At 73.5% G+C, this 14521-nt stretch carries 12 protein-coding genes and 1 tRNA gene; 7 read left to right on the forward strand and 6 right to left on the reverse strand.

Annotated features, from left to right (window positions below; genetic code table 11):
* Positions 1–29 precede the first annotated feature (29 nt).
* The 3 genes from ACFE60_RS06125 (at position 30) to ACFE60_RS06135 (ending at position 2449) form a co-directional block, all read left to right on the forward strand.
* Positions 30–105 (forward strand) — tRNA-Ala (locus ACFE60_RS06125).
* A 308-nt stretch (positions 106–413) separates the two neighbouring features.
* Entirely contained in the window at positions 414–998 is a 585-nt protein-coding gene (locus ACFE60_RS06130) for a hypothetical protein (RefSeq protein ID WP_375387959.1), read from the forward strand.
* Between the two features lie 20 nt (positions 999–1018).
* Positions 1019–2449, forward strand: coding sequence for a signal peptidase I (locus ACFE60_RS06135; RefSeq protein ID WP_375387960.1), 1431 nt, complete (start codon positions 1019–1021; stop codon positions 2447–2449).
* A 6-nt stretch (positions 2450–2455) separates the two neighbouring features.
* Here ACFE60_RS06135 and ACFE60_RS06140 read toward each other — a convergent pair whose 3' ends face one another.
* Together ACFE60_RS06140 and ACFE60_RS06145 are read right to left on the reverse strand one after the other, a co-directional pair.
* Positions 2456–3004, reverse strand: a complete 549-nt coding sequence (locus tag ACFE60_RS06140) for a hypothetical protein (RefSeq protein WP_375387961.1) — start codon at positions 3002–3004, stop codon at positions 2456–2458.
* Positions 3005–3100: 96 nt separating this feature from the next.
* A complete protein-coding gene (locus ACFE60_RS06145; RefSeq protein WP_375387962.1) occupies positions 3101–6508 on the reverse strand; it encodes a bifunctional proline dehydrogenase/L-glutamate gamma-semialdehyde dehydrogenase in 3408 nt (1135 codons plus the stop codon).
* Positions 6509–6593: 85 nt separating this feature from the next.
* Here ACFE60_RS06145 and ACFE60_RS06150 point away from each other — a divergent pair, with 85 nt between their 5' ends.
* Positions 6594–7472 carry a LysR family transcriptional regulator gene (locus tag ACFE60_RS06150; protein ID WP_375387963.1) on the forward strand — a complete coding sequence of 293 codons (879 nt, stop codon included), beginning with the start codon at positions 6594–6596 and terminating at the stop codon, positions 7470–7472.
* 172 nt (positions 7473–7644) lie between these two features.
* Here the strand turns inward: ACFE60_RS06150 and ACFE60_RS06155 are convergent, their stop codons facing one another.
* Positions 7645–8355, reverse strand: coding sequence for a hypothetical protein (locus tag ACFE60_RS06155; protein WP_375387964.1), 711 nt, complete (start codon positions 8353–8355; stop codon positions 7645–7647).
* Between the two features lie 149 nt (positions 8356–8504).
* Between ACFE60_RS06155 and ACFE60_RS06160 the strand changes: the two genes are divergently transcribed.
* On the forward strand, positions 8505–9047 hold the full coding sequence (locus ACFE60_RS06160) for a peptidylprolyl isomerase (RefSeq protein WP_375387965.1): 543 nt from the start codon (positions 8505–8507) through the stop codon (positions 9045–9047).
* A gap of 2 nt (positions 9048–9049) precedes the next feature.
* Complete coding sequence (locus ACFE60_RS06165; protein WP_375387966.1) at positions 9050–9778, forward strand: rhomboid family intramembrane serine protease; 729 nt, start codon at positions 9050–9052, stop codon at positions 9776–9778.
* 182 nt (positions 9779–9960) lie between these two features.
* Here the strand turns inward: ACFE60_RS06165 and ACFE60_RS06170 are convergent, their stop codons facing one another.
* Complete coding sequence (locus ACFE60_RS06170; protein ID WP_375387967.1) at positions 9961–10209, reverse strand: cell division protein CrgA; 249 nt, start codon at positions 10207–10209, stop codon at positions 9961–9963.
* Between the two features lie 62 nt (positions 10210–10271).
* Between ACFE60_RS06170 and ACFE60_RS06175 the strand changes: the two genes are divergently transcribed.
* Positions 10272–10907, forward strand: a complete 636-nt coding sequence (locus ACFE60_RS06175) for an anthranilate synthase component II (protein WP_375387968.1) — start codon at positions 10272–10274, stop codon at positions 10905–10907.
* A 43-nt stretch (positions 10908–10950) separates the two neighbouring features.
* Here the strand turns inward: ACFE60_RS06175 and pknB are convergent, their stop codons facing one another.
* Together pknB and ACFE60_RS06185 are read right to left on the reverse strand one after the other, a co-directional pair.
* The gene (pknB, locus tag ACFE60_RS06180; protein WP_375387969.1) at positions 10951–12735 is read right to left on the reverse strand and encodes a Stk1 family PASTA domain-containing Ser/Thr kinase; all 1785 of its coding nucleotides are present in this window, start codon (positions 12733–12735) and stop codon (positions 10951–10953) included.
* Positions 12732–14521 (reverse strand): protein kinase (locus ACFE60_RS06185; RefSeq protein ID WP_375387970.1); only part of this gene is annotated, 1790 nt, incomplete at its 5' end. The genes pknB and ACFE60_RS06185, both read right to left, overlap by 4 nt.

Raw genomic sequence — 14521 nt, forward strand, 5'->3', positions numbered from 1 at the left:
TCGCCCGGGCTTGTAGCCTTGAGTTTCTCGGGGGCTTAGCTCAGTTGGTAGAGCACCTGCTTTGCAAGCAGGGGGTCAGGGGTTCGAGTCCCCTAGTCTCCACCACCCTCCGCCGTCTCGACCCACCTCCGTCGACCCACCTCCCTTCACTCGCCGGTGGGTGCGCAAGCCTTACCAGCGGACTGCACCGCCGGCGGGAGCCGACGTCGTCCGGCGCGCCCCCGAAGGGGTGATCCCCGCTCGGGGGGCGCGGGTGCGGAGTATCCACCACCGCCACGCGGATCAGCGCGGACGCCACGCGTCGATTCGTGCAGGTCGTGGTTTCGCGCGTGCCCCGAGCGCCTGAGGCTGCCACTGTCCGTGCACGCGGGCTGCGAGGGGCCGTCCGCGCAGCACTCACGTCGGGGGAACGCATGCTGAAGGTCACTCGTCGGCTCGGACGACTCTCCGGGCTGATCGCGGCGGGGGTCGCGATCGTCGGCACGGGGAGCGTGGTGATGGGCGCCTCCTACTCCGCGTTCTCGTCGTCCACCTCGAACGCCACCAACTCCTGGAACACCGGCTCCGTCGCGCTGACGAACGACACCGCGTCGGCGATGTTCTCCGGCACGAACCAGCAGATGAACGCGACCGGCACGAAGTGCATCACGGTCACGTCGAACGGCTCCCTGGCGACCACGGTGAAGCTGTACACGCAGGCCTTCAGCGACACGAACTCCCTGGGCTCGCACATCAACCTCGCGATCGACATCGGCTCGGGCGCCACCAACGCGACGTGCTCCGGGTTCACCTCCTCGTCGAACCTCTACACGGGGACGCTCGCGGCGTTCAACACGGGGCACGCGACCAGCTACGTCAACGGGCTCGCGACGACCTGGATCCCGACGGGATCCGCGTCCGAGGCCAAGCAGTTCCGCTTCGTCTGGAGCTACGACGCCACCGCGCCGCAGAGCTCCACCGCGACGGCGACCTTCACGTGGGAAGCGCAGGGCAGCTAGCCCGCTCGTTCCGGCGGCGCGTGCCGTCGCACCGCAGGGACGAGCAGGCGGTGCTGCCGGACGGGGCGGCATGGGCCGTGGTCGTCGTCACGATCCTGTGCCGGTCCGTCCTGTCCACGATCGTCGCGCTGCTGCTGTGGGGCGTGCTGCCGGGGCTCGCGGGCTTCCAGACGACCGTGGTCATGTCCGGGTCGATGGAGCCGCGGCTGCAGGTCGGCGACGCGGTCGTCACCCATCCCGAGGACGGCGCGCACCTCGCGGTCGGGCAGGTGCTGCTCTTCGACGACCCGGATCATGCCGAGCGGCTGCGGATGCACCGGCTCGCCGCGATCGACGACGAGGGCCGGCTGTGGACCCGCGGCGACGCCAACGGCGCCGCCGACTCCACGCCGATCGACGTGGGCGCGGTGCACGGCGCCGCCTTCCTCCGCATCCCCTTCGCGGGCCTCCCCGTGTACTGGGTCCGCACCCACCAGCCGCTGCCGCTCGTCGGCGCGGCCGCGCTGGTGGCGGCCCTGCTTGCCGGCGTCCGCCTCGGGCGGCTGCTCGAGGACCCGGAGGAGCGGGTGCGCCGCCGCCACCGCGGGATCCGGCTGCCCGCGGTGCACAGGGCGGCGGCGGTCTCGGCCGCCGGCCTCGTGCTCGCGTCCGCCCTCGTCGTGCCTCCCGCCGTCGCGCAGGCGGCCTACAGCGCGGTCACCAGCAACGGCGGCAACGGCTGGGGGACGCAGTGCGGTGACGTGGCGCCGAGCGGCCTCGGGGGCGTGCCCCGGCTCTACTGGGGCTACGGCGCGGGCACCGGGTCCGCCGTCGGCGACCTGAGCGGCCAGAACGACACCGGCGCCCTGGCGGGCGACGCCGCCAGGGCCTCCTGCTTGGCGGGAGGGAGCCCCTCGCTCTCCGTCGGCGGATCGACCGGCGGCGGGGTCGCCGAGCAGACCGCCCGGTCCTACCCGGGCGACACCACGGTCGCGACCTGGTTCCGCACCTCGAGCGCAGGCGGCACGCTCGCCGACTTCGGCAGCTCGAACACCGCGCCGACGTCGCCACTCGCCGACCGCGCCCTCTACATGCGCGCGGACGGCAGCCTCGCCTTCGGCGGCGCGACCGTGCAGGTGGCGAACCTGATGGGGGCACCGCTGCTCTGCACGTCGCCCGCCGGCCTGGCCGACGGCAGGTGGCACCTGGTCGTCGCGACCTGGAGCACGTCGTGGGGCTGCACGCTGACCGTCGACGGCTCGCTGGTCGACACCGACCGGCCGGCGCTCGCGCTGTCGCTGCTGTCCGGCTACTCCGGGTACTGGCGGTTCGGCTACGAGAACCTGGCGTGGTCGACCTGGACCGGTGCCACGAGCCGGGGGTGGTTCATCGGCGGCCTGGACGAGAGCCAGGTCTACGGCAGCGTGCTCAGCACGGCCGCGCAGGCCGCGATCCTCGCCCGCGGACGCTGACGCGGCTCACGCCGACGCGAGCTCCGTCCTGCTCGCTGCGGCCGACCGCTGCATCGTGGCCCTGGAGGCGTCGAGGAGCGCGAGGACGTCCGTCTGCCTGCGGTCCGCCGCGTCGTTCCACCGCACCAGGTCGTACGCCCGCGCTGCCGTCACCCCGGGCGGGGTGCTCCAGTCGCCGGCCGGGCCGCCCCCGTGCAGGACGTTCCACATCGTGCCGATCGCGCGCTGCCCGACCGGGCCCGTGATGCTGCCGGGCAGCGCCTCGACGGCCACCGCCGCGACGAGGCAGGCGCCTTCGCTGGTCCGGCCGTCCTGCGCGCGCAGGGTGCCGACGTGCAGCCGCACCCCCTCCTCGTCGACCGTGGTGAACCAGGCGTCCTGCACCCAGCCGGACGCGAGCCGGCCGTGCGCCCTCGCCAGCAGGGCGTCGACGGCGTCGAACCGCGCGAGCCGCGCTCCCAGGCGGTCGATCCGCTGCAGGCGGCGGCGATCCCGGAACCGGGTCCGGAGGCCCGCAGGGGCGGTTCGGGGCGGCTGGAGCAGAGCGTCGAGCATGGCGGGACCCCTCGTCGACTGGGCGGGTGCGATAGGGGCATTCTGGTCAGCCACCTGAGTACCCGCTGAGTCCGCTGGCGTGTCGGTGCGGCCGCCTCAGATCAGCGCGTCGGTGAGGTGGTTCGGGGTGCCGAACCGGTGCGCCGTGATGGACACCGACTGCTCGTGCAGGAACGGCAGCAGCTCGAGCCGGCCGGCGACCGTGACCTCGTCCGCCCAGATCGCCAGGTCCGGGTCGCCGCCCGCGGCCTGCAGCAGCCGCGAGGCCGCGCCGCCGATCAGCCGCACCCGTCCGGTCAGCACCGGGGACGCCTCCACCCGGTGCGCGACCCCGAGGTCGTCGAGCGCGCGGGTCACCGGCTCGGGCAGCGCCGTCGCCGCCACGACGGTGCAGGGGGCGCCGGCGCGGGACGCCGCGGCCAGGACCCGTAGCAGCTCACCCGGGTCGCTCCCCTCCGCGGCGTGGATCGTGACCGGCACCGAGCGGTAGCGCAGCAGGTTGCGCTCCACGCCCAGGCCGGCGAGCTCCCGCGTCGTGCCGAACTCCGCCTGCCAGGCGGCCTGGTCGCTCGCGGCGCCCGCCGAGACGAACGCGCGCGCCGCGTCGCCGAAGGTGGAGGCGGCCCGCACGACCTTGGCGACGGCCGGCTCGAGCCGCGCGCTCGCGGGTGTCGCCGCTGCCGCCCGCCGCCACGTGCCGAGGCCGACGAGGTAGTTCGGGCCGCCCGCCTTGGTGCCTGCGCCGACGGACGAGCGCTTCCAGCCGCCGAACGGCTGCCGGCCGACGATCGCACCGGTGGTCCCGCGGTTGACGTAGAGGTTCCCGGCCTCGACGCCGTCGAGCCACCGGCCGATCTCCACCGGCTCGAGCGACTGCAGCCCCGCCGTGAGGCCGTACGCGACCTCGTTCTGGATCGCGATCGCCTCGTCGAGGTCGGCGGCGGTCATCAGGCCGAGGATCGGGCCGAAGTACTCGGTCAGGTGGTACGCGGACCCGCGGCGCACGCCGGTCCGGACGCCAGGGGTCCACTGCCGCCCCTCGCGGTCGAGCCGCTTCGGCGCGAGTAGCCACCGCTCGCTCTCGCCGAGCGTCGTCAGCCCCTCGAGCAGCTTGCCGTCGGCGGGCTCGATCAGCGGGCCCATCCGCGTCGTCGGCGTCCACGGCGCACCGACCTCGAGCGCGCTCACCGCGTCGACGAGCTGGCCGAGGAACCGCTTCGACGTCGCGACCGACCCGACCAGGATCGCGATGCTCGCCGCGCTGCACTTCTGGCCGGCGTGGCCGAACGCGCTCGCCACCAGCTCCTTCACCGCCAGGTCGAGATCCGCGGAGGGGGTGATCACCATGGCGTTCTTGCCGCTGGTCTCCGCCAGCACGGGCAGATCGTGCCGGAAGTCGCGGAACAGGCGCGCGGTCTCCCAGGCGCCGGTGAGCACGACGCGGTCGACGCGAGGATCGGCGACGAGGCGCCGGCCGAGCGCCCCCTCGTCGACCTGGACGAGGGCGAGCACGTCCCGCGGCACGCCGGCGGACCACAGCACCTCCGCCAGCACCGCGCCGCAGCGGCCGGCGGGGCCGGCGGGCTTCAGCACGACCGCGCTGCCCGCGGCCAGGGCGGCGAGCACGCCGCCTGCCGGGATCGCGACGGGGAAGTTCCACGGCGGGGTCACGAGCGTGAGCGCCGCCGGCGTGAACGCGGCGCCGTCGACCTGCTCCAGCTCGGCGGCGTTCGCCGCGTAGTAGCGGGCGAAGTCGACCGCCTCGCTCACCTCGGGGTCGGCCTGGTCGAAGGTCTTCGCGGCCTCGGCGACCATGACCTCGATCAGCGCGGGGCGGGCCGTCTCGAGCGCGTCGCCCGCCCGCTGCAGGATCGCCGCGCGCTCGGCGGCGGGGCGACGGCCCCAGGCCGCGCCCGCGGCGCGGGTCGTCCCCATCAGCTCGTCGAGCGCCCGCCCGTCGGTCACCGTGTGCGTCGCGAGGGTGCGCTCGCCGAGGTCCGAGCGGGAAGCCCGCTGCAGCACCTCCGTCGCCCAGGCGCGGTGCTGCGGCACCGCCGGGTCGGTGTCGACCGCGTTCCGGAAGGGGGCGCCGGAGGCGACCGGCTCGGCGTGGTGCGCGACGCGGTGGGAGGCGGGGACCGCGCTGTGGAGCGCCGCGAGGGAGGCGGCGAAGCGGTCGCGCTCGCGCTGGAAGAGGCGCTCGCTCGACGCGAGGTCGAAGACGCTGGACATGAAGTTGTCCTCGCTCGCGCCCTCCTCCAGCCGCCGCACGAGGTAGGCGATGGCGACGTCGAACTCCCCGGGGTGCACGACCGGCGTGTAGACGAGCAGGCCGCCGACCTCGCGGCGCACCGCCTCCGCCTGGCCGGTGGCCATGCCCAGCAGCATCTCGAACTCGACCGCGCTGCGCACGCCCCGCTCGCCGGCGAGCAGCCACGCGTGGGCGACGTCGAACAGGTTGTGGCCGGCGACGCCGAGCTCGACGGCGTCGGTGCGCTCGGGCGTCAGCGCCCAGTCGAGCACCCGCTTGTAGTGGGTGTCGCTCTCGACCTTCTCGTGCCAGGTCGCGAGCGGCCAGTCGTGCAGCGCCGCCTCGACCCGCTCCATCGGCAGGTTCGCGCCCTTGACGAGCCGGACCTTGATCGTCGCCCCGCCGCGGGCGCGCCGGGCGGCGCTCCACTCCTGCAGCCGCATCATCGCGGGCAGCGCGTCCGGCAGGTAGGCCTGCAGCACGATGCCGGCGCGGTGGTCGAGGAACCGGGGGGCGTCGAGGATCCGCTGGAAGACCGCGATGGTCAGGTCGAGGTCCTTGTACTCCTCCATGTCGAGGTTGATGAAGGTGCCGGTTCGCCGCGCCGCCTCGTACAGCGGGGTGAGCCGGGCGACCACGTCGTCCACCGCGGCGTCGAACGCCCAGGCGGCGTGCGGTGCGACGGCCGCGGACACCTTGATGGAGACGTAGTCGACGTCGGGCCGCTCGATCAGCGCGAGCGTGCCGGCGAGCCGGCGGTCCGCCTCCGCGCGCCCGAGCACCGCCTCGCCGAGCAGGTTGATGTTCAGCCGCACCCCGCGGTCCCGGATGCGGGCGATCGCCCTGCCCAGCCGCGCGGGGGTCGCGTCGATGACGAGGTGGTCGACCATGCGGCGCAGCGCGAGGCGGGCTGCGGGGACGACGAGCCAGGGCAGCAGCGGCGCCGTCCAGCCGCCGACGCGCACCGCGAGGCGCAGCGGCATCGGCAGGAACGACGGCACGTCGGGCGCCAGCGCGGCCAGCCGGTGCGCGGCCGCGCGGAGGTCCTCCGGCCGCACCACCCCGTCGACGAACCCGACCGTGAACGCGAGGCCCTTCGGGTCGCGCAGCACCCCCGCGAGCCGCGCGGCGGCCGGGTCCGCCGGGGCGTCGGCGGCCTCGCCCAGCCAGCGGCGGACCAGCGACTCGACCCGCTGGGTCCACGCGTCCACCGGGGAGGAGGCAGGAGTGGTCCCGACCGCGCTACGGCTCATGCACGCAGTATCCGCCGCGCAACCGCTCGGGAACAGCGATGATTCATCACCAGTACCGTTCGGGTGCACCGACGAGAGGGGTCCCGTGTACGACGTGCGACGGCTGCGGCTGCTGAAGGAGCTCGCCGACCGGGGCACGCTCGCCGAGGTCGCCGCGGCGCTGCGGTACAGCCCGTCGTCGGTCTCGCAGCAGCTGGACCTGCTCGAGCGCGAGGTCGGGGTGCCGCTGCTCGTGCCGGCGGGGCGCGGCGTGCTGCTGACGCCGGAGGCGCAGGCGCTCGCCGTGCGGGCGGGGGAGATCCTCGCGCTGCTCGAGCGCGCGGAGACGGAGGTCGCCGCGCGGTCCGAGACGGCGACGGGCGTGGTCCGGCTCGCGATCTTCCAGTCCGCCGCGCTCGCCCTGCTGCCGGAGACGCTCTCGCGCATGGCGCAGGACCATCCGGCGGTGCGGGTGGAGGTGGTGCAGCACGAGCCGGAGGCGGCGCTGCGCCGCACGGCGACGCGCGACTTCGACCTGGTCGTCGCCGAGCAGTACCCCGGGCACGCGACCGCGTGGCACGAGGGTCTCGACCACCGGCCGCTCGTGCGCGATCCGGTCCGGCTCGCGCTGCCCGCCGCGTCACCCGTGCGCGACCTCCGCGACGCGCCCCCGCTGCCGTGGGTGATGGAGCCCAGGGGCGCGGCGTCGCGGCACTGGGCGGAGCAGCAGTGCCGGCTCGCCGGGTTCGAGCCGGACGTGCGCTACGAGTCGGCGGACCTCGAGGTGCACATGCGGCTGGTCGAGTCCGGCAACGCGGTCGCGCTGCTGCCGGACCTCGTGTGGAGCGGACGGCCCGCTCCCGGGCGCATGCTCGTGCCCTCCGGTGCGCCCGAGCGGGAGGTGTTCACCGCCGCGCGCCGTTCCGGCGCGGACCGGCCAGCCGTCGTCGCCCTGCGGGAGACGCTGGAGGCGGCCGCGGGCTGACCCGCGACCGCCTCCGGCCCCGCCGCGCTCCTGAGTCCCAGGCTCGAGCGGGTCGGGCTCGAGGGCTTGAGGGCTTGAGCAGGACAGAATGGCTCGAGCAGGACTTTCCGAGCTGTTTCGTCCTGCTGAAGCCGTTTCGTCCTGCTCAAGCCCTCGAGCACCTCGAGCAGGCTCAGCTGGTGGCGGTGGTGTCCGGGTCCTCGTCGGCGACCCACAGGTCGTCGTCGGCGCGGAGCGTCTGCCAGACGGCGTACCCGATCCCGGCGGCGACGGCGACGCCGAGCAGGATGCCGATCACGCCGCCGGCGCCCAGGCCGCCCTTGTCCTTCGACGCCCGCTTCGACGCGTGCGTCGCGGCGGCGCCGCCGGCCTTCGCCGCGGCGCGCAGCTTCGCGCCGCCCTTCTTGCCGGACTTGTGGCCGGCCTTCGTGAGCACGTCGAGCCGGTCGGTCACCTTCTTGCCCTGCTTGGTGACGGTGTCGGCGAGACCGAGGCGATCGCCGGCCTCCTCCGCCAACGCGATAGCGGCGGCCGCTGCGCTGGACACGGCGGGCAGCAGCACGCCGCTGAGCGCGTCCTTCGTGGTCGAGGCCGCGTAGGTGCCCGCGGCCTTGCCGGCCTTGCCCACGACGGGGGCGACCTTCTCGGCCACGATCGTGGTCGCGCCCGGCACGAGCTTGTCGAGCCGCTCCTTCGCGTACCCCTGGACGTGCGGCGACGCGCCGACCCGGAGGGCGTTCGCGCGCGTCAACAGCGCCTGCTGGTCGCCCCAGAGACGCTGCGCGTCCTTCTTCAACCGCTTCACCTGCTTCTCCTGCGAGACCATCCCTGCGCTCCTCGGCGTCGTCTGCGGCACGCCGACGGTCACGTCGACGCGGTCCAAGCATCCTCCCATCGAGTGCGCTGCGTGCGACCTGAAAGTCCGCGCAGGACCGCCCGAGCGCAGGCCTCTGCCTGCGGTCCTCCTCCGAGCCTCCTCGGCAGCCCGTCGGCTGACACCGGCGCGGGGAGCGCGGATGCCAGACTGACGGCATGCCCGACGTCACCGCGACCGCCGTCCTCCACACCACGCAGGGGGACATCACGGTCAACCTCTTCGGCCTGCACGCGCCGAAGACCGTCAAGAACTTCATCGGCCTCGCGACCGGCGAGCAGGCCTGGCGCGACCCGCGCACCGGCCAGGAGCAGACGGCTCCCCTCTACAAGGACCTCGTCTTCCACCGCGTCATCCCGAACTTCATGATCCAGGGCGGCGACCCGATCGGGAACGGCACGGGCGGCCCCGGCTACGAGTTCGACGACGAGATCGCGCCGGACCTGGACTTCACGAAGCCGTACATCCTCGCGATGGCGAACGCCGGCAAGCGCGGCGGCCGCGGCACCAACGGCTCGCAGTTCTTCATCACCACCGCGGCGACGACGTGGCTGCAGGGGGCGCACACGATCTTCGGCGAGGTCGCCGACCAGGCGTCGCGCGACGTCGTCGACAAGCTGGGCGCGGTGCCGACCGACCGCTCCGACCGCCCGCTCGAGCAGCAGGAGCTGACGAGCGTGGACGTCACGCCCCGCACCTGAGCATGAGCGGCCTGCGCGCGGACCTGCGCCGGACCTGGCGCCGGTCCGCGCGCTACCGCCCCCGCACCGCGACGGGCTGGATCGCCGCGATCACGATCGCCGCGTACGTGGTCCAGCTGCTGAGCGCCGGGTGGCTCGAGTACGTGCTGCAGTACCGCGTCGTCTACTCGCTGCCGTCCACCGGCGCGCCCTTCGAGCCGTGGAGGATGCTGACCTCCGCCCTGATCCACCAGCCGGTCTCGATCCCCGGCTCGCTGACGGGCATCCTGCACATCGTCTTCAACATGGTCGCCCTGATCTCGTTCGGGCGGCCGCTGGAGAACGTGATCGGCGCCGCGCGCCTCGTCGTCATCTACGTGCTCGGTGCGCTCGGCGGATCCGTCGGCGTGCTGTACGCCGCCTTCTTCGGTCTCATCCCGGCGGACACCGCGGTCTACGGCGCCTCTGGAGCGGTGTTCGCCGTGCTGGGCGCCGTCGCGGTCGTGCAGCGCCGGCTCGGCGTCGACGTCCGCACCCTCGTGGTGCTGATCGTGATCAACCTGGCCATCGGGTTCGTGCTGCCCGGCATCGCGTGGCAGGCGCACGTGGGCGGACTGGTCGTCGGCGCCCTCACGGGGTGGTTGTTCGTGGCGAACCGCGGCCCGCGCCGCGACCGCCGTGCCCGGGTCGGGGCGGGCGTCGTCACCGCCGTGCTGCTGGCGCTGGCGCTGGTGCCGGCGGCGGTGGTCTGAGCCCTGCACACCCGCCTGGGGATCGTCCTCCACGGGTCCTCCACGACCCGTCCACGAAGTTATCCACAGGGTTGTGCACCGTGTGGAGAATCACAGGCCTGTCGTTCCCGGTGATACCGCGACGGCACGCCGGGACGCTCCCGGTCTGGGGGCAGGACCGGAGCGGAGAGAGCGAGCGAGGGTCAGCGCCACCAGAGGGTCATGATGAACCCCACGAACGCGATGCCGAACCCGATCAGGATGTTCCAGCTGGACTGCTCGGCCGGGAACGGGATCGGCAGCGTGCCGCTCGAGATGTAGAACACCACGATCCACAGCAGGCCGAGCAGCATGAACCCGAACATCAGCGGCTTGAACCAGACGGGGTTGACGCTCTCCCCCGCGGCCCGGCGCTCCTCCCGGCGGACGGGGGACGACTTCACTCGGGCCATGGCCGACAGCGTACCGGGCCGACCGGCGGCGGCCCGGTACCGCGGTGCGTAGGATCCCGAGGATGCCCAGGGTGCTCGTGATCGACAACTACGACAGCTTCGTCTACACCTTGAACGGCTACCTGCGGCAGCTGGGCGCGGACACCGACGTCGTGCGGAACGACGTGCTGCCCGTCGAGGGGCTGACCGAGCGGATCTCGGCGTACGACGGGGTGCTCGTCTCGCCCGGTCCGGGCAAGCCCTCCGACGCCGGGGTGTCCGTCCCCGCGGTGCACGCGGCCGTCGAGGCCGGGGTGCCGCTGCTGGGCGTGTGCCTGGGGCACCAGGCGATCGCGGAGGCGTTCGGCGGCGTGGTGACGAACGCCGAGGAGCTGATGCACGGCAAGACCTCGCGCGTCGTGCACGACGACAGCGCCCTCTTCGACGGCGTGCCCGCGACCTTCACCGCGACCAGGTACCACTCCCTCGCTGTCGTGGACGGTACCGTGCCGGTGGAGCTCGCCGTCACGGCGTGGACCGAGGGCGGGGTCATCATGGCGCTGCAGCACCGCGACGCGCCGGTGTACGGCGTGCAGTTCCACCCCGAGTCCGTGATGACCGAGGGCGGCCACCGGATGCTCGCGAACTGGCTCGCCGTCGTCGGCGACGAGGGCGCGGTCGATCGATCCGCGGGGCTCAGCCCGCGCATCGCCTCCTAGCGGGAAGCTCCTCCAGCGGGCTCGCCGCGGGCAGGAGCGCGGTTCAGCCGGCGGGCGTCTCCGTCGGGACCGGGTCCGTGCCGCTCTGGTCCGACCCGCACTGCTGCAGCACCACCGTCGAGCCCTGCGCGACGGCGCCAGCGGGGGTGGCCTGGTAGTAGACGACGTCGGGGGAGGCGCTGCAGCCGTCGGGCGCGGTCGTCACGCTGGGCGTCAGGCCGAGGCCGGCGAGCGTCGACTTCGCCGAGTCGAGGGTCTGACCGGTCAGGTCGGGCAGGTCCACCTTGCCGTCGGAGACGACGAGGTCCACGGTGCTGCCCTCGTCGACCCGCGCGTCCGCGGGGCGCGACCCGGAGATCACCGTTCCTGCAGGCACGTCCTTCGAGTGGGCGGTGGTGACGCTGCCGACCGTGAGGCCCGCGTCCTTGATCGCCTGCGTCGCCCCGTCCTGCGTGAGGCCCGCGAGCGTCGGCACCGTGCTCTGCGGGATGCCCGTCGACACCCAGATCCGCACGGTCTGGCCCTTCTGCAGCACCGTGCCGGAACCGGGCGCCGCGCGGATGACGTCCCCGGAGTCGACGGTGGAGCTGGCCTCGCGGACGACGAGCGACTGCAGGTCGAGCCCGCGGAGGGTCCGCTCCGCGCTCGACTGCGTCGAGCCCCTGAGGTCCGGCACCGTGCGGTCGTCGGCCCCGAACCCGCCGGTCGCGAGCGACGCCACCCAGATGCCGACGGCGATCACGATCGCGATCACGACGAGGATGCCCGCCCAGATCCAGCCCACCGGCGGGCGGCTCGCGGTCGGCGCGGGCCCCGGGTCGTCGAACGCGAGCTGCCGAACGGTCGCCTCGGCCGACGGCTCCGCGCTGCCGAACAGCTCCTGCTGCAGCTCCACCGTGGGGAGTCGGGCGGTGGGCGTGCGGCCGGCCAGCACCGCGTCGACGTCGTCGCGGAACTCCTCCGCCGACGGGTAGCGCCGCGTCTTGTCCTTCTCGAGCGCCCTAAGGACGACCGCGTCCATCTGCTCGGTCAGGGCCGGGTTGATGCGGCTGGGTACGTCGGGCCGCTCCGAGACGTGCTGGTACGCGACCGAGATCGGGCTGTCGCCGCGGAACGGCGGCCGGCCGGTGAGCATCTCGAACAGCACCACTCCGGTGGAGTAGAGGTCGCTGCGCGCGTCGACGGTCTCGCCCTTCGCCTGCTCGGGGGAGAAGTACTGGGCCGTGCCGAGGATGACGCTCGTCTGCGCGACGGTCGCGGAGGAGTCGCTGATGGCTCTGGCGATCCCGAAGTCCATGACCTTGATCTGGCCCGACCTGGTCACCATCACGTTGCCGGGCTTGATGTCGCGGTGCACCACGCCGGCCCGGTGCGAGTACTCGAGCGCCGTCAGGATGCCGCCGACGATGTGGCCCGCCTCCTGGGCGGACATCGGACCGTCCTTGATGAGGTCCTTCAGCAGCTTGCCGTCGACGAACTCCATCACGATGAACGGCAGCTGCGCCTCGCCGCCCCCCGACTCCAGCACCGTCTCCTCGCCCGCGTCGAACACGCGCACGATCGTCGGGTGGGTCATGCGGGACGCGGCCTGCGCCTCCTGCCGGAAGCGCATCCGGAAGGTCGGGTCGTTCGCGAGGGACGACTTCAGCAGCTTGATCGCGACCTTGCGGCCGAGGCGGGTGTCGGTGCCGACGTGCACCTCTGCCATCCCGCCGCGGCCGATGTGCTGCTCGACGCGGTAGCGCCCGGCGAGCAGCCGCTCGCCGCCGGTCAGGGCCAGGATCGGCCCGGTGACGGCGGCGGTCGGCGTGCTCTCGTCCATGCTCATCCGGCGGAGTCGTCCGCGGGCGTCGTCGGGTCGGTGGGGGCCGGCGGAGCTGTCGAGGCCGGGGGCGCGGGGGGTGCCGTGACCGTCACTCGCTTCGAGGCCGAGCTGGGGGAGTTCCTGTCGGCGCAGAACGCTTGGTACGTAACCGAGATCGTGCCCGCGGCGGTCGGCGTGATCGACACCGACGTGTCGTTGGGGTTCGTCGGTTTGAGGTCGCCGGCCTCAGCCGCAGGCCCGGTCACGTTGATCTGGTACTGCGACAGACCTCCGCCGGTGCCGGAGGTGCACCCTCCGTATTTGCTCCAACTCAACTCGAATGCGATCCCCACGGCCGCCGTGCTCGGCCCGGTGAGCGGCGTCGGCTTCGACAGCTTGGCGACGTCCCCGTAGTACGTGACGGTGATTGTGTCGCCCTTGGTGACCGGCCCGGAGGGGGAGATCTGGGTGACCTTGCCGGCGTCGTCCGTGCTCGTCGCCTCCTGCGAGTCGCCCTTGACGACGAGCCCCAGCTTCTCGAGCGCGGACTTGACGTCGGTGTACTGCTCGTCGACGTAGTCGCTCGGGTTCAGCGTGATCGCCGAGCTCGTCGGCGTGGGGGTGTCCTTCGGCGTGGAGCTGCTGGCGGCAGGGGTCTTCGGCGGCGTGGTCGGCGACCCGCCCGCGCCGACGAGCTTCGGGACGAGGAACACCGCCAGCACGACCACCAGGATGACGATCAGGGCGACGAGCGGCCAGGTCCACGGGCTGCGCCGGCGGGGGCCGTCGTCGCGCGGGCCGTCCCCGGTGCCGTACGGGCCGGTGACCGGCGCGGGGCCCTGCTGCGCCTGCGGCGGGAACGCGGTCGTCGCCGAGGTGCCGGTCGACGGCACCCCGAGCAGCATGGTGTCGAAGCCGGGGGCCTGCGACGGCATCACGCTCGTGGCGGAGTCCGCCTGCATCGCCATCGTGGGCGCGGCGACGCCAGCGGGCAGCACCGCCGGCACGGCGGAGGCGGCGGCGAGCACGTCGCCGCGGCGCAGCGCCTGCGCGGCCCGCGCGAGCAGTGCGGCCGTGGTCGGGCGGTCGGACGGCGCCTTCGCGATGCACGCGAACACCAGGCGGCGGATGGGCTCCGGCACCGAGTGCGGCAGGTCCGGCGCGATGTCGTTGATCTGCGCCATCGCGATCGCGACCTGCGACTCGCCCGTGAAGGGGCGGTGCCCGGCCAGCGCTTCGTAGGCGACGATGCCCAGCGAGTAGATGTCCGTCGCGGGGGAGGCGGGCTGACCGCTCGCCTGCTCGGGCGACAGGTACTGCACCGTGCCCATGACCTGGCCGGTCGCGGTCAGCGGCACCTGGTCGGTGATGCGGGCGATGCCGAAGTCGGTGATCTTGACCCGGCCGTCCGGCGTGACCAGCAGGTTGCCCGGCTTGATGTCGCGGTGCACGAGGCCCGCGGCGTGCGCGGCGTGCAGGGCCATCGCGGTCTGCGCGACGACGTCGAGCACGCGGTCCGGGGGCAGGGTGTGCTGGCGCTCGAGGATCGAGGACAGCGGCTCGCCGGGGACCAGCTCCATGACGAGGAACGCGGAGCCGTCCTCCTCGCCGTAGTCGTAGACGTTGGCGATGCCCTCGTGGTTCACGAGCGCCGCGTGCCGTGCCTCCGCCCGGAAGCGCTCGAGGAACCCGGGGTCGCCGAGGTACTCGTCCTTCAGGATCTTGATGGCGACGGGTCGCCCGATGACGAGGTCCGTGGCCTCCCACACCTCGCCCATCCCGCCGATCGCGATGCGCGACGACAGCTCGT

The sequence above is a fragment of the uncultured Amnibacterium sp. genome, from assembly GCF_964245895.1.
GTDB lineage: Bacteria > Actinomycetota > Actinomycetes > Actinomycetales > Microbacteriaceae > Amnibacterium.

Bases quoted from the DNA above. Each gene is read 5' to 3' on its own strand.
- ACFE60_RS06170 (WP_375387967.1), bottom strand. From the start codon at position 10,209: ATGGCCCGAGTGAAGTCGTCCCCCGTCCGCCGGGAGGAGCGCCGGGCC.
- pknB (WP_375387969.1), bottom strand. From the start codon at position 12,735: ATGAGCATGGACGAGAGCACGCCGACCGCCGCCGTCACCGGGCCGATC.
- ACFE60_RS06175 (WP_375387968.1), top strand. From the start codon at position 10,272: ATGCCCAGGGTGCTCGTGATCGACAACTACGACAGCTTCGTCTACACC.
- ACFE60_RS06130 (WP_375387959.1), top strand. From the start codon at position 414: ATGCTGAAGGTCACTCGTCGGCTCGGACGACTCTCCGGGCTGATCGCG.
- ACFE60_RS06160 (WP_375387965.1), top strand. From the start codon at position 8,505: ATGCCCGACGTCACCGCGACCGCCGTCCTCCACACCACGCAGGGGGAC.
- ACFE60_RS06145 (WP_375387962.1), bottom strand. From the start codon at position 6,508: ATGAGCCGTAGCGCGGTCGGGACCACTCCTGCCTCCTCCCCGGTGGAC.
- ACFE60_RS06165 (WP_375387966.1), top strand. From the start codon at position 9,050: ATGAGCGGCCTGCGCGCGGACCTGCGCCGGACCTGGCGCCGGTCCGCG.
- ACFE60_RS06140 (WP_375387961.1), bottom strand. From the start codon at position 3,004: ATGCTCGACGCTCTGCTCCAGCCGCCCCGAACCGCCCCTGCGGGCCTC.